Source organism: Streptomyces sp. BoleA5 (genome assembly GCF_000373665.1).
Classification (GTDB): domain Bacteria; phylum Actinomycetota; class Actinomycetes; order Streptomycetales; family Streptomycetaceae; genus Actinacidiphila.
In genome coordinates this window covers 18,588-36,845 of the sequence record NZ_KB892097.1, presented here as the reverse complement: position 1 = coordinate 36,845, position 18,258 = coordinate 18,588, and the positions used below count along the sequence as shown (strand labels likewise).

General features: G+C 72.7%; 21 protein-coding genes. 7 read left to right on the top strand and 14 right to left on the bottom strand.

Annotated elements, in window-relative coordinates:
• Window positions 1–12 precede the first annotated feature (12 nt).
• The gene (locus tag B085_RS0112635) at window positions 13–639 is read right to left on the bottom strand and encodes a transglycosylase family protein (RefSeq protein ID WP_018558928.1); all 627 of its coding nucleotides are present in this window, start codon (window positions 637–639) and stop codon (window positions 13–15) included.
• Between the two features lie 538 nt (window positions 640–1,177).
• On the opposite strand from B085_RS0112635, the gene B085_RS0112630 reads away from it, so the two are divergent.
• Both B085_RS0112630 and B085_RS0112625 read left to right on the top strand, forming a co-directional pair.
• Window positions 1,178–1,948 carry a hypothetical protein gene (locus tag B085_RS0112630; RefSeq protein ID WP_026250977.1) on the top strand — a complete coding sequence of 257 codons (771 nt, stop codon included), beginning with the start codon at window positions 1,178–1,180 and terminating at the stop codon, window positions 1,946–1,948.
• Window positions 1,949–2,125: 177 nt separating this feature from the next.
• Window positions 2,126–2,371: a hypothetical protein gene (locus tag B085_RS0112625; RefSeq protein ID WP_018558926.1), complete on the top strand. Its 246-nt coding sequence runs from the start codon at window positions 2,126–2,128 to the stop codon at window positions 2,369–2,371.
• 155 nt (window positions 2,372–2,526) lie between these two features.
• Here the strand turns inward: B085_RS0112625 and der are convergent, their stop codons facing one another.
• From der to aroH, 5 genes are all read right to left on the bottom strand, one after another.
• Window positions 2,527–3,984 (bottom strand): ribosome biogenesis GTPase Der, encoded by a 1,458-nt coding sequence (der, locus tag B085_RS0112620; protein ID WP_018558925.1) that lies wholly within the window; start codon window positions 3,982–3,984, stop codon window positions 2,527–2,529.
• 64 nt (window positions 3,985–4,048) lie between these two features.
• Window positions 4,049–4,708 (bottom strand): lysophospholipid acyltransferase family protein, encoded by a 660-nt coding sequence (locus tag B085_RS0112615; RefSeq protein WP_026250976.1) that lies wholly within the window; start codon window positions 4,706–4,708, stop codon window positions 4,049–4,051.
• Complete coding sequence (gene cmk / locus B085_RS0112610; protein ID WP_078619862.1) at window positions 4,705–5,448, bottom strand: (d)CMP kinase; 744 nt, start codon at window positions 5,446–5,448, stop codon at window positions 4,705–4,707. The genes B085_RS0112615 and cmk overlap by 4 nt, the downstream gene beginning before the upstream one ends.
• A gap of 97 nt (window positions 5,449–5,545) precedes the next feature.
• Window positions 5,546–6,631: a prephenate dehydrogenase gene (locus B085_RS0112605; protein WP_018558922.1), complete on the bottom strand. Its 1,086-nt coding sequence runs from the start codon at window positions 6,629–6,631 to the stop codon at window positions 5,546–5,548.
• Window positions 6,628–6,990, bottom strand: a complete 363-nt coding sequence (gene aroH, locus B085_RS0112600) for a chorismate mutase (protein ID WP_018558921.1) — start codon at window positions 6,988–6,990, stop codon at window positions 6,628–6,630. The genes B085_RS0112605 and aroH overlap by 4 nt, the downstream gene beginning before the upstream one ends.
• 118 nt (window positions 6,991–7,108) lie before the next feature.
• Between aroH and B085_RS0112595 the strand changes: the two genes are divergently transcribed.
• From B085_RS0112595 to B085_RS0112575, 5 genes are all read left to right on the top strand, one after another.
• Window positions 7,109–7,471, top strand: coding sequence for a DUF952 domain-containing protein (locus tag B085_RS0112595; RefSeq protein ID WP_018558920.1), 363 nt, complete (start codon window positions 7,109–7,111; stop codon window positions 7,469–7,471).
• An 89-nt stretch (window positions 7,472–7,560) separates the two neighbouring features.
• Entirely contained in the window at window positions 7,561–8,214 is a 654-nt protein-coding gene (locus B085_RS0112590; RefSeq protein ID WP_018558919.1) for a hypothetical protein, read from the top strand.
• A gap of 32 nt (window positions 8,215–8,246) precedes the next feature.
• The gene (locus B085_RS0112585) at window positions 8,247–8,837 is read left to right on the top strand and encodes a DUF6529 family protein (protein WP_018558918.1); all 591 of its coding nucleotides are present in this window, start codon (window positions 8,247–8,249) and stop codon (window positions 8,835–8,837) included.
• The gene (locus tag B085_RS0112580; protein ID WP_106434920.1) at window positions 8,834–9,277 is read left to right on the top strand and encodes a Rieske (2Fe-2S) protein; all 444 of its coding nucleotides are present in this window, start codon (window positions 8,834–8,836) and stop codon (window positions 9,275–9,277) included. Before B085_RS0112585 ends, B085_RS0112580 begins: the two co-directional genes overlap by 4 nt.
• Window positions 9,278–9,295: 18 nt before the next feature.
• The gene (locus B085_RS0112575; protein WP_018558916.1) at window positions 9,296–10,006 is read left to right on the top strand and encodes a DNA polymerase beta superfamily protein; all 711 of its coding nucleotides are present in this window, start codon (window positions 9,296–9,298) and stop codon (window positions 10,004–10,006) included.
• On the opposite strand, the gene B085_RS0112570 is transcribed toward B085_RS0112575, so the two are convergent.
• The 8 genes from B085_RS0112570 to ald all read right to left on the bottom strand — a co-directional run bounded on the left by B085_RS0112570 (window position 9,965) and on the right by ald (window position 18,099).
• On the bottom strand, window positions 9,965–10,954 hold the full coding sequence (locus B085_RS0112570) for an ADP-ribosylglycohydrolase family protein (protein ID WP_018558915.1): 990 nt from the start codon (window positions 10,952–10,954) through the stop codon (window positions 9,965–9,967). The genes B085_RS0112575 and B085_RS0112570 overlap by 42 nt on opposite strands.
• A gap of 38 nt (window positions 10,955–10,992) precedes the next feature.
• Entirely contained in the window at window positions 10,993–11,769 is a 777-nt protein-coding gene (locus B085_RS0112565) for a DNA polymerase beta superfamily protein (protein WP_018558914.1), read from the bottom strand.
• Window positions 11,770–11,916: 147 nt separating this feature from the next.
• Window positions 11,917–12,996 carry a pseudouridine synthase gene (locus B085_RS0112560; RefSeq protein WP_018558913.1) on the bottom strand — a complete coding sequence of 360 codons (1,080 nt, stop codon included), beginning with the start codon at window positions 12,994–12,996 and terminating at the stop codon, window positions 11,917–11,919.
• The gene (gene scpB, locus B085_RS0112555; RefSeq protein ID WP_018558912.1) at window positions 12,996–13,685 is read right to left on the bottom strand and encodes an SMC-Scp complex subunit ScpB; all 690 of its coding nucleotides are present in this window, start codon (window positions 13,683–13,685) and stop codon (window positions 12,996–12,998) included. The genes B085_RS0112560 and scpB overlap by 1 nt, the downstream gene beginning before the upstream one ends.
• Window positions 13,678–14,838: a segregation and condensation protein A gene (locus tag B085_RS0112550; RefSeq protein WP_018558911.1), complete on the bottom strand. Its 1,161-nt coding sequence runs from the start codon at window positions 14,836–14,838 to the stop codon at window positions 13,678–13,680. The genes scpB and B085_RS0112550 overlap by 8 nt, the downstream gene beginning before the upstream one ends.
• Before the next feature lie 61 nt (window positions 14,839–14,899).
• A complete protein-coding gene (locus B085_RS0112545; protein ID WP_078619861.1) occupies window positions 14,900–15,562 on the bottom strand; it encodes a hypothetical protein in 663 nt (220 codons plus the stop codon).
• Window positions 15,547–16,620, bottom strand: coding sequence for a ParA family protein (locus B085_RS0112540; RefSeq protein ID WP_018558909.1), 1,074 nt, complete (start codon window positions 16,618–16,620; stop codon window positions 15,547–15,549). Before B085_RS0112540 ends, B085_RS0112545 begins: the two co-directional genes overlap by 16 nt.
• Before the next feature lie 363 nt (window positions 16,621–16,983).
• Window positions 16,984–18,099 carry an alanine dehydrogenase gene (gene ald / locus B085_RS0112535; RefSeq protein ID WP_026250972.1) on the bottom strand — a complete coding sequence of 372 codons (1,116 nt, stop codon included), beginning with the start codon at window positions 18,097–18,099 and terminating at the stop codon, window positions 16,984–16,986.
• Between the last annotated feature and the right edge of the window lie 159 nt (window positions 18,100–18,258).

Sequence of the window (18,258 nt, the reverse complement as noted above, 5' to 3'; positions counted from 1 at the left end):
ACGCGCAGTGGGTCAGACCGTCAGCCGCTGCCCCGGAAGGATCAGGTTGGGGTCGGCGCCGATCACGGACCGGTTGACGGCGTACAGCTTCTTCCAGGTCGTCCCGTGGGCGGCCGCGATGCCGCTCAGGGTGTCGCCGCCGCGCACGCTGTAGTTGCCGTGCCCCTCCGGCCGGCTCTCGCCGCGGTCGGCGTGGCCGCCGGTGCCGCGCGACTGCTTCGCCGGCGCCGGGGCGGTGTGCCGCTTCGCCTTGGGCGCGGCCGGGGCGGTGCCGCGGCCGGGCGCGCTCCCGTAGGCGCCGGCGCGGGCGGAGCAGGTGGGCCAGGCGCCCCAGCCCTGCGCCCGCTGCACCTTGGTGGCGACGGCGATCTGCTGCTCACGGCTCGCCCGGTCGGCGGTCGCCGCGTAGGCGGTGCCGCCGTAGGCGCGCCAGGTCCCGGCCGAGAACTGGAGTCCTCCGTAGTACCCGTTGCCGGTGTTGATGTGCCAGTTCCCGCCGCTCTCGCAGCCGGCGATGCGGTCCCAGACCCCGTTGTCGGCGGCCTTCGCGGGCCCCGCGACGGCCATGAGTGCCAGCGGGGTCAGAACGGTGACGCCGGCTACGACTGCGGACCGACGGTACTTGGCTGATACGGCCATGGAATCCCTCTCCACGGACCCGGGGTTCCCCCATGGCGCCGTACCCCTGGTACGGCACCCGACGGACGGGGTCCCCGCGCATCCGGCGCGGTCCCCGCCCCCTTCGCTCGCCGGCCGATGGCGTTCCGATCCCCGGCCGTCCTCCGTGCGAGCCCTCCCGGGCGGTGCTCTCTGCACACGGCGGGCAAATCTAGGCAGGGTCGCGCCCTGTCACCAAGCAAATCCTTTACGCTGCAGGCCAGTTGCAGGTTACCGGGAGTAAAGACCTATTTAGGACACCGGATTGATGGTGTTTTTTGCGGCATGTCCATACAGCGCATATGCGCCATGTGACCCGTCTCATAGGCGCGGAGCCTTCCGGGGGTGAAAGGTAGGACGAGGAGTGACCGGCTCCGCACGTCCGATCACGCTCCGCACGCGGACTCACGAGCACGCGCCAAGAAGGCCGTGACTCCCGCCACAGATCGGCCGTTGTCACTATGTGCCGGGCGAGGCCCGGCAAAGGAGCCCGTAGCCGTACATTTCCAAGGAGGCTTCAGTGCCGCCCATGCTCGACGTCAGCGACGAGGTACGAGCCGAGATCGGCGATGAGGAGGCGGCACGCCTGCTGGCCGGCGACAGCGCGCCCGGCACGTACGACTGCACCTCCTGTCGCACGCCCGGGGACACCTCCACGGAGCGCACCAGCACGGTGCTCTTCGTCGGCGAGGAGACCGCCGTGCTCGCCTTCGCCCATGCGACGTGCATCCCCTCCCAGGTCGTGCCGGTCTCGGAGGAGCAACTGCAGGGCGCCGTGCAGAGCATCGCCGGCGAGGAGACGGCCGGTGCCACGGCGGCGGCCGCGCCGCGGCAGGCGGTGCTCGGCATCACCTGCGGCCTCGTCCTGGTCAAGGACGAGGTGTGCCCGGCCCTGGTCATCGAACCCACCGGGCCCATCGCCCGCCCCGGGGACAACGGTCCGGACGACGACTTCCTGCCGATCCTCATCGAGCAGGGCTTCCTCCCCGTGAACGACCTCTCCACCCCGCCGTCCCCGCTGCCCGGCTGGTCCGTGCTGCTGGCCATGGGCCAGCTGCACGCCATCCTCCAGCCCGGCTCCGCCGGCGCGTGGTGGCAGGCGCACCAGCCGCTCGCGGTGAGCGAGGGCTGGCGCCAGGCCGTCCACAAGTCCAACGAGGTGTACGTGTACGCCGCCCCGCACGGCACCATCGGCCAGCAGCCGCGCGAGGACCTGCTGCGCGACGCCCTCGAGCGCGCCTGCGGACACGGACTCCTCGTCGCGGCGACGATGCCCCTCTCCGGCACCTGATCCACCGGCTCCGGCCAAAGGCGCGTACGGCCCGCCGTACGCGCCTTTGGCCTATGGCAGTGCATATGCGTGATTCATCCGTACGACCCGCATCCCCGCAGTTGAGCCGCTCGTTGCCACGACGTGCACACCTTTGACGCTTCCTCACGAGCCCAGTACCGAAGCCCCATTCCCCCCATGCGCACCGCGCAGGAGGCGTCCGTGAGTGAGGGCACGCCGATCTACGACGCGCTCTACTCCGAGTACCGCAGGCTCTTCCGCACGCTTCCCGGCGACCGTACCGGCGAGGAGGACCTGCAGTTCAACGGTTTCGCGGACCGCGGCGGCGCCAACTCCCCCTACCGCGTCGCGGGCCGCCATCGCGGCGACCTCCCCGCGCTCCCGCCGGGCCTCGCCGAGAACCGCATGCACGGCGGTCTCTGACCCGCACCGCACGCCCGCACGAAGAACCGCCCGCCCGATCGCCCCGCGGAGGCGACCCGGCGGGCGGCGCCGTGTGCGGCCCCACGAGGAACCGCCCGCCCGGGCAGCCCCCGCAGGAACGACCGGACGGGCGGCTGCACGCCTGCCCTCGCGGGCTACTTCTTGCGTCCGCGCTTCTCGCGGACCCGCACCGACACCTGGATCGGCGTCCCCTCGAACCCGAACTCCTCACGCAGCCGCCGCTCGATGAAGCGGCGGTAGCCGGCCTCCAGGAAGCCGGAGGCGAAGAGCACGAAGCGCGGGGGCTTGGTGCCGGCCTGGGTCCCGAAGAGGATGCGGGGCTGCTTGCCGCCGCGGATCGGGTGGGGGTGGGCGGCGACGAGCTCGCCCAGGAAGGCGTTGAGGCGGCCGGTGGGCACCCGGGTCTCCCAGCCCGCCAGCGCGGTCTCGATGGCCGGGACGAGCTTCTCCATATGGCGGCCGGTACGGGCGGAGACGTTCACCCGGGGCGCCCACTGGACCTGCACGAGGTCCTTCTCGATCTCGCGCTCGAGGTAGTAGCGCCGCTCCTCGTCCAGCACGTCCCACTTGTTGTAGGCGATGACCAGGGCGCGGCCCGCCTCCACGGCCAGCGAGATGATGCGGGTGTCCTGCTCGGCGAGGGACTCGCCGGCGTCGATCAGCACGACGGCGACCTCCGCCTTCTCCAGGGCGGCCGCGGTGCGCAGCGAGGCGTAGTAGTCCGCGCCCTCCTGGAGGTGGACGCGGCGGCGGATGCCCGCGGTGTCCACGAACTTCCAGGTCTTGCCGCCGAGCTCGATGAGCTCGTCGACGGGGTCGCGGGTCGTGCCGGCCATCTCGTTGACGACCACGCGCTCCTCGCCGGCCACCTTGTTCAGCAGCGAGGACTTGCCGACGTTCGGGCGGCCGATGAGCGCCACCCGGCGGGGGCCGCCGACGGCGTTGCCGAAGGACTGCATCGGCGCCTCGGGGAGCGCCTCCAGCACCGCGTCCAGCAGGTCGCCCGTACCGCGGCCGTGCAGCGACGAGACCGGGTAGGGCTCGCCGAGGCCGAGGTTCCACAGCATGGCGGCGTCCGCCTCGCCCGAGGGGCCGTCGACCTTGTTGGCGCACAGCACGACCGGCTTGCCGGCCCTGCGGAGCAGCTTGACCACGGCCTCGTCGGTGTCCGTGGAGCCGACCTTGGCGTCGACGACGAAGACCACGGCGTCGGCGGCCTCGATCGCGAACTCGGCCTGCGCGGCCACGGACGCGTCGATGCCGAGCACGTCCTGCTCCCAGCCGCCGGTGTCGACGACCTTGAAGCGGCGGCCGTTCCAGTCGGCCTCGTACGTGACGCGGTCACGGGTGACGCCGGGGCGGTCCTCGACGACCGCCTCACGGCGGCCGATGATCCGGTTCACCAGTGTCGACTTGCCGACGTTCGGGCGCCCGACGACCGCGAGGACCGGCAGCGGGCCGTGGCCCGCCGCCGCGAGGTCGCCCGCGACCTCGTCGAGGTCGAATCCCTCCTCGGCGGCGAGCTCCATGAACTCGGCGTAATCGGCGTCGCCGAGCGCGCCGACTTCGCCGTACTCGTTCTCGATGTCCATGAAAGCTTCTCCGTCGATCGTCAGGTGCGGGGGCTTGCACGCCCCAGTGTGGGTCAGGCCGGCGCTAGGAGGCGCGGCCCGTGGTACGCCGGGCGTACTCGAGGTGGCCGGTCAGGTGCTTCTGGATGCGCACGGTGGCGGCGTCCAGTGCCGTACGGGTACGGCGCCCGGACCCGTCGCCGGCGTCGAAGGGGTCGCCGAAGACGACGTCGACCCGGCCGCGCACCGGCGGCAGGCCGCGGATCAGCCGCCCCGGCCGGGACGTGCCGAGAACCGCGACCGGCACTATGGGCGCGCCGGAACGCACCGCGAAGTACGCCAGGCCCGCCCGCAGGTCGGCGAAGTCGCCCTCGCCCCGGGTGCCCTCGGGGAAGATCCCGAGGACCCCTCCCCGCTCCAGCACGCCGAGCGCGCTGGTCACCGCGGTGCGGTCGGTGCTGTGGCGGTCCACCGGGAGCTGGCCGATCCCTCGCAGGAACGGGTCCAGCGGCCCGATGAAGGCCTCCTTCTTGATCAGGAAGTGCACCGGGCGCGGGCAGGTGCCCATGAGCACCGGCCCGTCCACGTAGTGCGAGTGGTTCACGGCCAGGATCACCGGCCCCGCGGCGGGCAGGCGCCAGCCGCCGAGCACCCGGGGGCGCCAGAGGCTGTTGATGATCCCGATGCCGAGGCGGCGGCCGACCGCCACCCCCCTCGGGCCCGGAACCGCGGATGCGTCCCTCACGAAGCGGCCCGCTTCTCCTCGATCAGGGTGACGACGCACTCGATGACCTGGTCGAGGGTGAGCTCGCTGGTGTCGACCTCTATGGCGTCGTCCGCCTTCGCCAGCGGGGAGGTCTTGCGGCCGGAGTCGGCCGCGTCACGCCGCACCAGGGCCTCGCGGGTCGCCGCGAGGTCGACCTGGGCACTGCCGGCGGCCTTCAGCTCGCCGCCGCGGCGGGCGGCGCGGGCCTCCGCGGAGGCGGTGAGGAAGATCTTGACGGTGGCGTCGGGCAGCACGGTGGTGCCGATGTCCCGGCCTTCGACGACGATGCCGCCCGGCGCGCCGGCGGCCGCGTCGCGCTGCAGCCCGACCAGACGGGTGCGCACCTCCGGCACCGCGCTGACGGCGCTGACGGCCGCGGTGACCTCCTGCGTGCGGATCGGGCCGGAGGCGTCCACGCCGTCCACCGTGATCGTGGGCGCCGCCGGGTCGGCCCCGGAGACGATCACCGGCTTCTCGGCGGCGGTCGCCACGGCGGCCGAGTCGTTCACGTCGACGCCGTTGCTCAGCATCCACCAGGTCATCGCCCGGTACTGCGCTCCGGTGTCCAGGTAGCTCAGGCCGAGCTTGGCCGCGACCGCCTTCGAAGTGCTGGACTTGCCAGTGCCCGAGGGGCCGTCGATCGCGACGATCACCGGATTCGACACAGTCGGGGGACCTTCCTTGTGCGTGGAGCAGGTACACGGCTGGCGCAATGCCATCCCCACAAGGTTACCGGCCCACCCATTCGGCTCCGTACCGCAGATTCCCCGGCCCCCGCCGCACCCACCGCGCCGTGGACTCCGCCCGCCGGCCCGCTCAGGCGCGCAGCGACCAGCCGCGCTCCCGCAGCGCCGCCGACAACCGCGCCGCCGCGGCCGGCTCCACCATCAACTGGACCAGGCCCGCCTGCTGCCCCGTCGAATGCTCGATCCGCACGTCCTCGATGTTGACCCCTGCCATACCCGCCTCCGCGAACAGCCTCGCGAGCTCCCCGGGCTGGTCGCCGATGAGGACGGCGACGACGTCGTACGCCTTGGGGGCGGAGCCGTGCTTGCCGGGGACCTTGGCCCGGCCGGCGTTGCCCCGGCGCAGCAGGTCCTCGATGCCGGCGGCGCCGTCCCGGCGCTTGGCGTCGTCCGCGGACTGCAGGGCCCGCAGGGACTCGACGGTCTCCGTCAGGTCGGCGGCGAGGTCGGCCAGGACGTCGGCGACCGGACCGGGGTTGGCGGAGAGGATGTCGATCCACATGCCGGGCTGGGAGCCGGCGACCCGGGTGACGTCGCGGATGCCCTGGCCGCACAGACGCACCGCGCTGTCCTCGGCGTGCTGCAGGCGCGCCGCGACCATGCTGGAGACGAGCTGCGGGGTGTGCGAGACGAGGGCGACGGCGCGGTCGTGCGCCTCTGCGTCCATGACGACCGGGACGGCGCGGCAGAGCGCGACCAGTTCCAGGGCGAGGTTGAGCACCTCGGTCTCGGTGACCGGGGTCGGGGTGAGCACCCAGGGGCGGCCCTCGAAGAGGTCGGCGGTCGCGGCCAGCGGGCCCGAGCGCTCGCGGCCGGACATGGGGTGGGTGCCGATGTACGAGGTCAGGTCGCAGCCGAGCGCCTCCAGGTCGCGGCGCGGCCCGGACTTCACACTGGCGACGTCCAGATAGCCGCGGGCGAGCCCGCGCCGCTGGGCGTCGGCGACGGTGGCGGCGACGTGGGCCGGCGGAACGGCGACGATCGCGAGGTCGACCGTGCCGGACGGGGGCTCGTCGGTGCCCGCGCCCAGCGCGGCGGCCGTGCGCACCATGGAGGGGTCGTGGTCCTCCAGATGGACCTCGACGCCGCGCGAGGCGAGCGCGAGGGCGGCGGAGGTGCCGATCAGGCCGGTGCCGATGACCAGGGCGGTCCTCACTGGGCGATGTCCTTGCGGAGGGCGGCCGCTGCGCCGAGGTAGACGTGGGAGATCTCGCCCTTGGACAGGTCCGACTCCACGTGGGCGAGGATCCGTACGACCCGGGGCATGGCGCCGGCGATGTCGAGTTCCTGCGCGCAGATCAGCGGCACGTCGGTGATGCCGAGCTTGCGCGCGGCGACCGCCGGGAAGTCGCTGTGGAGGTCCGGGGTGGCGGTGAACCAGACGCTGATCAGGTCGTCCACCGCGATGCCGTTGCGTTCCAGGATGGCGGTGAGCAGCTCGGCGACCTGCCCGTGCATGTGCTCCGCCTCGTCCCGCTCCAGCTGGACGGCTCCGCGGACCGCTCGTACCGCCACGTCATCGCTCCCTGTGTTGCTGCGCGCACGTACCTGGTCAGCGTAGTCGCGGTGGACGGGGAGCGGCGGACACGCCCGCCCTGCGAGACGCGGGAGGTGCTGCGGTACACCATGAAGCATGATCTTCCACCTGGTTCCGCTGGACGACTGGCTGCGCGACCCGGATCGTCCGTACGCGCCCTCGTCGCTCGCCGAGGACGGGTTCGTGCACTGCGCGCCCGACGAGGCGGTGGCACTCGCCGTCGCCGACGCCTTCTACCGGAGCACCCCGGGCCCGCTGATGGTGCTGCTGATCGACGAGGAGGCCCTGGAGGCCCGTGTGCTGTGGGAGGACGCCGACCCGGTGCCGCCGCCGGGGGTACCGCAGGAGACGCGCTTCCCGCACGTCTACGGGCGCGTCAACCGCAGCGCGGTGGTCGGGATGCTGGAGGTGCAGCGGGACGCGGAGGGTCGCGCGGTGGCGCTGGCGGTGTGGTCGTAAGCGCCGCTTTGTCCCGACACGCCCCTGGACGCCGGGGCGGCCGTCCGGTTCGATGGTGACCCGACCGTGCGGCCACGGGGGAGAGGGACATGCAGCGTTCCGGACCGCTCCACACGCTCCTCGCGGGGCTGGCACTCGCCCTGATCATGCTCTCGCTCAACGCGACGACGGAACCGCCGGCGGCGGACGCGAAGGGGGGCGCCCCGCCGTCCCCGGCGGCCCCCACCTCGGCTCCCCCGGCGCCCGCCCCCTCCCGCACGGCCGCGACCACCGCGCCTCGCCCCGACGCGGACTACGCGGGCCGCACGGGCGACGGCGCGGCCGGCGTCGCGATCGCGCTGCGCGAGGACGGCAAGGCCGTCGCGTACGTCTGCGACGGGCGCGCCAAGGAGGCCTGGCTGCGCGGCGACGTCGGGGCCGACGGCGGCATGCGCCTGACCGGCGACCGCGGCGCCCTGCTGGAGGGCACCCTGGGGGGCGGGCGCGTCACCGGCGAGGTGCGGCTGACGGGGCTGGAGCAGCCCTTCACGGCGCGGCGCGCGGTCAAGCCGTCGGGTCTGTACCGGGCGGCCGCCTCGGTACGCGGCGCGCGGGTCGTCGGCGGCTGGATCGTGCTGCCGAACGGCAAGCAGGTGGGGATCGTCTCGCGCGACGGCGAACCGTCGGCCGCCCCCGCCATCGACCCCGCCACCGGTGCCGTGACCGTCGACGGCGCGCAGCTCACCGCACGGCCGATCCCCTGACCGTCCGCCGCAGGCAGGAGCAGGAGCGCCCCATGAACGTGGACCCGAACGCCGCCACCACCTCCTTCCCCGCACCGCCGCCCCGCCCCGGGCCGCGGGCGGCCGTGTTCCTCGTCCCCGCACTGGCCGCCGCGGCGGTCGCCGTCGCCCTCGGCGCGTACGGCAGGGTGCACGACCCGGCCGGCACCGCCTTCAACCTCGCCGGCTTCTCCAGCACCGGCGCGGTCAAGTCCTGGCTCGCCACGGCCGCCTTCGCCTTCGCCCTGGTGCAGATCGCCTCGGCGCTGGTGATGTACGGCACGGTGCCGGGCGTCCGCGCCCCCTCCTGGACCGGCGGGCTGCACCGCTGGTCCGGCCGCCTCGCCTTCCTGCTGAGCGTGCCGGTCGCCGTGCACTGCCTGTACGCGTTGGGCTATCAGACGTACAGCAGCCGCGTCTTGTGGCACTCGCTGCTCGGGTGCTTCTTTTTCGGGACATTCACGGCAAAGATGCTGCTGCTGCGGGCCGAGCGACTGCCGGACCGGCTGCTGCCGCTCGTCGGCGGGCTGGTCTTCACGGCGTTGACGGTGCTGTGGCTCACGTCAGCGTTGTGGTTCTTCCGAACGGTCGGGGTGACGACATGAAGCGACGCATGGTGCTGCTGTCCACGGCGGCGCTCGCGGGAGCGGGATGCAGCAAGTACGGCGACGAGGGCGCGCCGCAGGCAGCGGCGACCTCGGCGCCACCGGCCTCGGAGCCCGCCTCCGCGCCGGCTACGACGTCGCCGCCCTCGCAGGGCGAGGTGCTGGTGAAGGCCGCCGACGTGCCGGTGGGCGGCGGCACGGTGATCACGGACAAGAAGGTCGTGGTGACCCAGCCCAAGGCGGGCGAGTTCAAGGCCTTCTCCGCCGTCTGCACCCACGAGGGCTGCCTCGTGAACACCGTCTCCGACGGCACCATCAACTGCCCCTGCCACGGCAGCAAGTACCGCATCACCGACGCCTCGGTGGTCGCCGGACCGGCCCCGAGGCCGCTCCCCGCCGAGGCGATCACCGAAAAAGACGGCGAGATCCTCCTCACCTAGCCCGTACGATCCCGGTCCATGCGCGACCACGACCTCGTACGCCGTCACACCGTCTACGCCTGTGTGATGGGCTCGCGCGCCTTCGGGCTGGCCACGGACGGCAGCGACACCGACCGCCGCGGGGTGTACGTCGCGCCCACCCCGCTCTTCTGGCGCTTCGACAAGCCGCCCCGGCACGTGGACGGCCCGGGGCACGAGCAGTTCTCCTGGGAACTGGAGCGGTTCTGCGAGCTCGCCCTGCGCGCCAACCCCAACATCCTGGAGTGCCTCCACTCCCCGCTCGTCGAGCACGTGGACGACACCGGGAAGGAACTCCTCGCCCTGCGCGGCGCCTTCCTGTCCCGGCACGTCCACGAGAGCTTCGCGCGCTACGCCACCGGCCAGCTGCGGAAGCTGGAGGCCGACGTCCGCACGCACGGCGCGCCCCGCTGGAAGCACGCCATGCACCTGCTGCGCCTGCTGATCAGCTCCCGCGACCTGCTCCGCACCGGCGAACTGCGCATCGAGGTCGGCGACCACCGCGAGCGGCTGCTGGCGGTGAAGCGGGGCGAGGCCGGCTGGGCGGAGACGGAGTCCTGGATGAACCGGCTGCGTGAGGAGGCCGACGCCGCCGCCTCGCGCAGCCCCCTCCCGGACGAGCCGGACCGGGCCCGCGTCGAGGACTTCCTGTTCCGGGTCCGGCGGGCGTCAGCCGCCGTCCCCGTCCCAGAGGGCACCGAGGGCGAGTAGTTCGTCGCGGTGTTCGAGCCGCTCCACCCAGGCGTCCGGCCAGGCGGCCAGGCCGTGGTGCGCGCCGGCGAAGGCACCCGCGAGGCAGGCGATCGAGTCGGAGTCCCCGGAGGAGCACGCCGCCCGGCGGACCGCGGTGGCGGGCTCGTCCGGGAAGAGCAGGAAGCACAGCAGGCCGGTCGCGAGCGCCTCCTCGGCGATCCATCCGGCTCCGGTGGCCAGGCACGGGTCGGCGTCCCGGTCGGGGGCCGCGAGCGCCGCGTCGAGGCGGTCGAGCACCCCGAGGCACTCGTCCCAGCCTCGGCGGACGAAGGACACCGGGCCGTGGTCGTGGGCACGCAGCCACAGGTCCCCCAGCCACCACTCGTGGTACGTGTCGCGCTGCTCCGCCGCGTAGCCGCGCAGCAGGCCGGTCAGTTCCCCCGGGGCCGCGCCCTGGGCGAGCAGGTGGACGGCGTGCGCGGTGAGGTCGGAGGCCGCGAGCGCCGTGGGGTGGCCGTGGGTGAGCGCCGACTGCAGCTGCGCCGCCCCCGCCCGCTCGTCGGGGCGCAGCCCGGGGACGAGGCCGACCGGGGCGACCCGCATGTTCGCGCCGCAGCCCTTGGAGCCGGTCTGGCTGGCCTCCTGCCAGGGCCGGTCCGGGTGGTCCAGCTTCTCGCAGGCGACCAGGCAGGTGCGGCCGGGGGCGCGGTTGTTGTCGGGCGAGTGGTACCAGGCGACGTACTCATCGCGTACCGGGCGGGCGAGCCGGGACGGCGTGAGGGCGCCGCGCTCCATCGCCGTGCGCAGCCCGCGCGCGAGGGCGAGGGTCATCTGCGTGTCGTCGGTGACGAAGGCCGGGCGGGGCAGTTCCATCTCCGGCCACGGGCCGCACTTGGCGAGGATCGACGGGATGTCGTTGAACTCCGTGGGGAAACCGAGCGCGTCACCGATCGCCAGGCCCGCCATCGCCCCCGAGGCCGCGCGGCGCCCAGTCACGGCGGGGCTCACGCGGCGGCCACCCGGGTACGGACGACCAGGTCGTGGAGGGCGTCGTAGGCCGTCGGCTCGCCGGGCAGCCGGGTGTCCCGCTGCGCGTCGTCCAGGACCTCGTGGAGGGCGTCGACGTCGGCGCGGACGCGGCGCGGGTCGAGGTCCATGGCGAGGCCGTGCTCGGCGACCGCCTTCTCGTGGATGAGTTCGCGGACGTATCCCGGGGCGGTGACGTGCTCCAGCAGAGTCGGCAGGTGCGCCTCGACGGTGCCGGTGCGCATCAGGTGGATGCCGGTCAGCAGCACCCTGAAGGTGTAGAGCAGCGGCTTGAGTTCGCCGGTCTTCTCGTACAGCTCCCACTGCGTCCGGGCGAAGCCCCGGTAGTGGTGGGCGTGGTGGCCGGTGATGACGCCGGGCGCCAGGTCGACGAGTTGGGCGTGGACGCCGCTGGTGTGCACCACGAGCGGGGACAGCAGCTGCTCCAGGACGTAGCCGTTGCGCCGCAGCATGAGCCGGGCGAACTTCAGCAGGTCGTGGGTGACCAGGTCGAGCTCGAGGCCGTCCTGCTCCCACATGCGGGTCTGGGTCTCCTCGCCCTCCCGCAGCCCGATCAGGTCGGCCAGCGGGAGGAGGTGGACGCCGCGCAGGTCCACGTCCGAGTCACGGGACGGGAAGCCGTACAGGTGCGCACCGGAGACGGTGGCGAACAGCAACGGCTGTCCCTGCTGGGCGAGGGCCGGGGTGAGTTCGGGCAGCCCGGCCCCGCGCAGATGTTCGGCGTGGATGGTCATTGCGCCATCCTTCCCGGAACGGCGCCCTCCGGGAAAGTCCTTATCCGTCGGCAGGCCGCGCGGCACACCCTTCGCGGAGCCGGCCGGGAAGCCGGTCCGGTACGCGCGACGCGTACCGGACCGTACCGGCGGGGACCCCCGGACGGCTCAGAGGTCGACCTCGCGCATGAGCATGCCCACCTCGGTGTTGGTGAGCCGCCGCAGCCAGCCCGACTTCTGGTCGCCGAGCGCGATCGGGCCGAAGCTGGTGCGGACCAGCTTGTCGACCGGGAAGCCCGCCTCGGCCAGCATGCGCCGCACGATGTGCTTGCGGCCCTCGTGCAGGGTGACCTCGACCAGGTAGTTCTTGCCCGTCTGCTGCACGACGCGGAAGCTGTCGGCGCGGGCGTAGCCGTCCTCGAGCTGGATGCCGTTCTTCAGCTGCTTGCCGATGTCGCGCGGCAGCACACCGTTGATCGCGGCGAGGTAGGTCTTCTGCACGCCGTAGCGGGGGTGCGTGAGACGGTGGGCCAGCTCGCCGTGGTTGGTGAGCAGGATGATGCCCTCGGTCTCGGTGTCCAGCCGCCCCACGTGGAAGAGCCGGGTCTCGCGGTTGGTGACGTAGTCGCCGAGGCACTGGCGGCCCTCGGGGTCCTCCATCGTGGAGACGACGCCGGCGGGCTTGTTCAGGGCGAAGAACAGGTACGACTGCGTGGCGACGGTCAGGCCGTCGACGCGCACCTCGTCCTTGTCGGGGTCCACACGCAGGCCCTGCTCGGTGACGATCTTGCCGTTCACCTCGACACGGCGCTGCTCGATCAGCTCCTCGCAGGCGCGGCGCGAGCCCATGCCCGCCCGGGCCAGTACCTTCTGCAGGCGCTCGCCCTCCTGCTCGGCCCCGGGGAAGGTCTTGGGCAGGTTCAGCTTGGGCTTGCTGTGCCGCTCCCGGTTGCGCTCCTCGATCTGGGCGTCCAGCTCGCGGGGGCGCGCGGGGGCGGACTTGCGGGGCTTGCCGGACGCGCCGCCCGGCTTGCCGCCGGTGCCGCGCCTGGCGCCTCCGCCCGCTCCGCCCGCTCCGCCGGAGCCGCCGCCGACGTCGTAGCGGCGCTCCTCCGGACGGGGCCGGCCCGCGCGCTTCTGCTGGTCGTCGCGCTGTCCCCCGGTCCTCGACCGGGAGCCGCCCCCATCGGCACCCCGGGAATTCCGGTTGCCGCCACTGTTCCTGCCGCTGCCGCTACTGCTTCGCATCAACTATCCGTCGTCGAGTCCGGGTCGAATGAGGGGACGCCCTCCAGGGAGTCCGCCTCGACGGCGTCCGCCTCCGGGAGGAACGGGGCGAGCTCGGGCAGCTCGTCCAGGCCGCGCAGGCCCATCCGCTCCAGGAAGTAGTTCGTCGTCCTGTACAGGATCGCACCTGTCTCGGCTTCCGTCCCACACTCTTCCACCAGACCCCGCTGGAGAAGGGTGCGCATCACGCCGTCGCAGTTGACTCCGCGGACCGCGGAGACCCGGGACCGGCTGACCGGCTGCCGGTACGCGACGACCGCCAGGGTCTCCAGTGCGGCCTGCGTGAGCCGGGCCTGCTGGCCGTCCAGGACGAACTTCTCGACGGCCGCGGCGTAGGCGGGCCGGGTGTAGAAACGCCAGCCGCCCGCGATCAGGCGCAGGTCGAAGCCGCGGCCCTGGGCGGCGTACTCCTGCGCCAGGTCGTGGAGGGCGGTGGCGATCTCCCGGCGCGGGCGCTCCAGCACCTTCGACAGGGTCTCCTCGGTGACGGGCTCGTCCACGACCATCAGGACGGCCTCCAGGGCGGGGCGCAGCTCCAGCTCCGCCACGGAGAGCAGCCCCGCGGGCGCGCCCTCCGCCGCCGGCGCGGTCCCCCCGACCGCCTCGGATGCCACCTCGGTCACTCCGGTCACCTCCGTCACGTCAGCCATCCTTCCTGCCCTTCCCGTCCTTCCCGGCGGCGGGCACCTGGTCGAATTCGTCGGTGACCAGCGGCTGCTCCGGCGCCTCGTCGCCGCCCGTCCACCGGACCTGGAGCGTACCGAGGGCCTCCTCCTGGTCGAGCGCGACCGCCTTCTCCCGGTACAGCTCCAGCAGGGCCAGGAAGCGTGCCACGACCGTCAGGGTGTCGGGGGCGTCGAAGGTGAGCTCCAGGAAGCTCGCCTCGCCGCGTTCGCGCAGCATCGCGACGACGTGCTCGGCCTGCTCGCGGACGCTCACCAGCGGCGCGTGGATGTGGTCCACGTACACCTGGGGCTTGGGCTTCGGCTGCATCGCCTTGACGGCGAGCTGCGCGAAGCGCTCCGGCCCGATGCTCAGCACCACCTCGGGCAGCAGTTCCGCGTGCTGCGGCTCCAGCCCCACGGTGCGGGGGTGGTGCAGCGCCTCGGCCTCCAGGCGCTCGGCGAAGATCGCGGCGATCTGCTTGTAGGCGCGGTACTGGAGCAGGCGGGCGAAGAGCAGGTCCCGGGCCTCCAGCAGGGCGAGGTCCTCCTCGTCCTCCACCTCTGCGGCGGGCAGCAGGCGCGCGGCCTTCAGGTCCAGCAGCGTGGCCGCGACGACCAGGAACTCCGTGGTCTGGTCCAGGTCCCAGTCCGGTCCCATGGCGCGGATGTGGGCCATGAACTCGTCCGTCACCTTGGACAGCGCGACCTCGGTGACGTCCAGCTTGTGCTTGGAGATCAGCTGCAGCAGCAGGTCGAAGGGGCCTTCGAAGTTCGCCAGCCGGACGGTGAACCGGCCGTCGTTCGCGGCGGCGGCGTCCTCGCCGCCCGGCTCACCGGCGGGCTCCGTCTCGGGCACGGGAGCGGGCCCTTCGTCCACCGCCTGCGGTGCGGGCGGCGGGTCCGCGACGAGCGGATGCCCCTCGGGCTCCGGGGCGGCCTCCGCCCCGGCTTCGCCGGCGGCGGGTGGCGGCGGCACCGCGGGCGGCGCGGTGTGGCCGAACTCACCGGCCGCGTCGCTCGCACCCGGCCCGTCCGCGCCCTCCTCGGCCGCGGCCGGGGGCGGCGCGGGGTTCGCGCCGGGGCCGCGGCCGAGGAGGCGGCGGGAGCGCTGCGGGCTTGCGGTGTCGTCGGGGGGCATGGGGGTCCAGATGGTGCTGACGGGGCCGTACGGAGGACGGCACCGTATCGCGCGGAGCGCGTCAGCGGCCGCGCAGGCGGCGTACGAGGATGCTCGCGTCGCCGCGCGACTCGAGGTCGGCCAGGACCACCGCGACCGCCTCGCGGACGATCCGCCCGCGGTCCACGGCGAGCCCGTGCTCCCCGCGCAGGACGAGGCGGGCGTGCTCGAGGTCCATGAGCTCCTCGGCGGAGACGTAGACGGTGATCTTCTCGTCGTGGCGCTCGCGCCCGCTGGGCCGCCTGGGGGCCCGTCCGGACTTGCGCCGGGGCTGCGTGGGCTGCGGCGGCTGCGGGGCCGCCTGGGGGCCCGCGGAGCCCGTTGCGGGGGCCTGCAGGCCGCGCCGCACGGGCGGACCCGCCTGTTCGGGGACGGAGCGGGCCGCGGGGGACGGCGAGGCGCCGGGGTCGGCGCCGGTGTCCCGTCCGCCGTGCTCGGCCGCCTCCGAGGGCGCCGCGGAATCGCGGACGGGCGCCTCCTCCGGCGCCGGCTCCTCGGCGGGGGCCGGCACCGGCCGCAGCGGGCGTTCGCCGGGGGCGCCGGGGTCGGTGCCCGGGCCGCCGCCCGGACCCGCGCCGGGAGTCTCGCCGTTGGCGTGCTGCCGCGGCGTCGAGGGCTGAAGCCCCCGCCCCCCTGTCGTACGGAACAGTTCGTCGGCCCCCGGGAGACTCACTCGGCGTGACACCGGGCGAGCACCTCCCTGGCGAGCTGGCGATAGGCGGCGGCACCCACCGAGTTGGAGGCGTAGGTGGTGATCGGCTCACCGGCGACCGTGGTCTCCGGGAAGCGGACGGTCCGTCCGATGACGGTGTGGAAGACGTGGTCGTCGAAGGCCTCGACGACACGCGCCAGCACCTCGCGGCTGTGCACGGTGCGCGAGTCGTACATCGTGGCGAGGATGCCGTCCAGCTCCAGCTCGGGGTTGAGCCGTTCCCTGACCTTCTCGATGGTCTCGGTCAGCAGGGCGACCCCGCGCAGCGCGAAGAACTCGCACTCCAGCGGCACTATCACCTGGTGCGCGGCCGTCAGGGCGTTGACGGTCAGCAGGCCGAGCGACGGCTGGCAGTCGATGATGACGTAGTCGTAGTCGGGCAGCAGCGGCTTCAACGCCCGCTGCAGCGAGGACTCGCGGGCCACCTCGCTGACCAACTGGACTTCCGCGGCCGACAGGTCGATGTTGCTGGGAAGCAGGTCCATGCCGGGCACCGCGGTCTTCAGCAGCACCTCGTCGGCCGAGAGCCCGCGCTCCATCAGCAAGTTGTAGACCGTGACGTCCAGTTCCATCGGGTTGACGCCGAGGCCGACCGAGAGGGCGCCCTGCGGGTCGAAGTCGACCAGGAGGACGCGGCGGCCGTACTCGGCGAGCGCGGCACCCAGGTTGATGGTGGACGTCGTCTTGCCGACGCCGCCCTTCTGGTTGCACATCGCGATGATCTTCGCCGGGCCGTGGTCCGTCAGCGGGCCGGGGATGGGGAAGTACGGCAACGGGCGGCCGGTGGGACCGACGCGCTCGCGGCGCTGGCGCGCCGCGTCGGGCGCGAGGGTGGCCGCGTACTCGGGGTCGGGTTCGTACTCCGCGTCGGGGTCGTAGAACTGACCGTCCTGCAGCTCTTCTTCGTATTGCGCCATGGGGTTCGCGTAACGCGTCTCGTTGTCTGTGCCGGCCCTGCGTGCCTCGAAGGTCCGGACGGCCACGGAGGCCACCGGTCCGAGTCGTGCGGAACCGTCCGTCTGCACGGTCATTCCTGGCTGACCACCCCCGGGAGCAAATGTCGACTCATTCACAAGTCGTCTTACCTCCTTGGTGACCAGGAAACTTCTCAATAGGTCAGCGTTGCAGCATGCCGACGGTTGGCGACTCTATGGCGTGTCGGTGGTTCACAGCAACACAATCCACCGGACACGGCACGATGTGTCGGCAACCGAACGTCTCACTGTCAAGGGTGTAACGACGACGCCGGGGATGTTTCACGGGGGGACGAATCGGCAAAACAGTATGGTTCCACGCGAACGGCCGGGTCTTGGGACTCAAGACCCGGCCGTGCGTACCGGATTGGCGACAAGTTGACGCCGACGCGGAAAATCGATCAATCGATGAGGCGGCCGTCAGCCGAGAACGGTGGCGAGGTCCACCGCGTCCAGGCCGTGCGCCTCGGCGACCGGGCCGTAGACGACCTGGCCCTCATGGGTGTTGAGACCCTTGGCGAGCGCGGCGTCACGGCGCAGCGCCTCGCGCCAGCCGCGGTTGGCCAGTTCGACGATGTAGGGCAGCGTCGCGTTGGTCAGCGCGTAGGTGGAGGTGTTCGGCACCGCGCCCGGCATGTTGGCGACGCAGTAGAAGACCGAGTCGTGCACCGCGAAGGTCGGGTCGGCGTGCGTGGTGGGACGGGAGTCCTCGAAGCAGCCGCCCTGGTCGATGGCGATGTCGACGAGCACCGAGCCCGGCTTCATCCGCGAGACCAGCTCGTTGGTGACGAGCTTGGGGGCCTTGGCACCCGGAATCAGGACCGCGCCGATGACGAGGTCGGCGTCGAGGACCGCCTTCTCCAGCTCGAAGGCGTTGGAGACGATGGTCTGCACCCGGGTGCCGAAGATCTTGTCGGCCTCGCGCAGCTTGTTGATGTCCCGGTCGAGCAGCGTGACGTGGAAGCCCATGCCGACGGCGATCTGCGCGGCGTTCCAGCCTGAGACACCGCCGCCGATGACGACGGCCTTGGCCGGGGCCACGCCCGGCACGCCGCCGGGGAGCACGCCGCGACCGCCGGCCGAGCGCATCAGGTGGTACGCGCCGACCTGCGGGGCGAGCCGGCCTGCCACCTCGGACATCGGGGCGAGCAGCGGCAGCTGGCGGTTGGCGAGCTCGACGGTCTCGTACGCGATCGCGGTGGTGCCAGACTCCAGCAGCGCGCCGGTGCACTCACGGGACGCGGCCAGGTGCAGGTAGGTGAAGAGGGTCTGGCCCTTGCGGAGCCGGTGGTACTCCTCCGCGATCGGTTCCTTGACCTTCAGCACCAGGTCGGCGACGCCCCACACCTCGTCGGCGGTGGGGAGGATGGTCGCACCGGCGGAGACGTACTCCTCGTTCGGGATGGACGACCCGAGGCCGGCGTCCTGCTCGACGAACACCTCGTGGCCGCCTCGGACGAGCTCGTGCACGCCGGCGGGGGTGATGGCCACGCGGAACTCGTTGTTCTTGACCTCGCGGGGGATGCCGACCTTCACGTCGATCACGGTCCTGTTCACGGGAGTGGAGGGTTTTGGCAGGTCTCCGGACATGTCACCCGATCACGGGGTATGTCGGACCTGACCGCGATGCTCTGCGGTGTGACCAAGTGTAGTGAAGGAAGAGTCACTGTCCAGCCTTACAAAGTGACTACTTTC

Bases quoted from the DNA above. Each gene is read 5' to 3' on its own strand.
- cmk (WP_078619862.1), bottom strand. From the start codon at position 5,448: ATGGCATTGCGCCAGCCGTGTACCTGCTCCACGCACAAGGAAGGTCCC.
- scpB (WP_018558912.1), bottom strand. From the start codon at position 13,685: ATGGCTGACGTGACGGAGGTGACCGGAGTGACCGAGGTGGCATCCGAG.
- B085_RS0112625 (WP_018558926.1), top strand. From the start codon at position 2,126: ATGCGCACCGCGCAGGAGGCGTCCGTGAGTGAGGGCACGCCGATCTAC.
- B085_RS0112565 (WP_018558914.1), bottom strand. From the start codon at position 11,769: ATGACCATCCACGCCGAACATCTGCGCGGGGCCGGGCTGCCCGAACTC.
- B085_RS0112550 (WP_018558911.1), bottom strand. From the start codon at position 14,838: ATGCCCCCCGACGACACCGCAAGCCCGCAGCGCTCCCGCCGCCTCCTC.
- B085_RS0112635 (WP_018558928.1), bottom strand. From the start codon at position 639: ATGGCCGTATCAGCCAAGTACCGTCGGTCCGCAGTCGTAGCCGGCGTC.
- B085_RS0112590 (WP_018558919.1), top strand. From the start codon at position 7,561: ATGCAGCGTTCCGGACCGCTCCACACGCTCCTCGCGGGGCTGGCACTC.
- B085_RS0112540 (WP_018558909.1), bottom strand. From the start codon at position 16,620: ATGACCGTGCAGACGGACGGTTCCGCACGACTCGGACCGGTGGCCTCC.
- der (WP_018558925.1), bottom strand. From the start codon at position 3,984: ATGGACATCGAGAACGAGTACGGCGAAGTCGGCGCGCTCGGCGACGCC.
- B085_RS0112595 (WP_018558920.1), top strand. From the start codon at position 7,109: ATGATCTTCCACCTGGTTCCGCTGGACGACTGGCTGCGCGACCCGGAT.
- B085_RS0112585 (WP_018558918.1), top strand. From the start codon at position 8,247: ATGAACGTGGACCCGAACGCCGCCACCACCTCCTTCCCCGCACCGCCG.
- B085_RS0112560 (WP_018558913.1), bottom strand. From the start codon at position 12,996: ATGCGAAGCAGTAGCGGCAGCGGCAGGAACAGTGGCGGCAACCGGAAT.
- B085_RS0112575 (WP_018558916.1), top strand. From the start codon at position 9,296: ATGCGCGACCACGACCTCGTACGCCGTCACACCGTCTACGCCTGTGTG.
- B085_RS0112570 (WP_018558915.1), bottom strand. From the start codon at position 10,954: ATGGCGGGCCTGGCGATCGGTGACGCGCTCGGTTTCCCCACGGAGTTC.
- B085_RS0112580 (WP_106434920.1), top strand. From the start codon at position 8,834: ATGAAGCGACGCATGGTGCTGCTGTCCACGGCGGCGCTCGCGGGAGCG.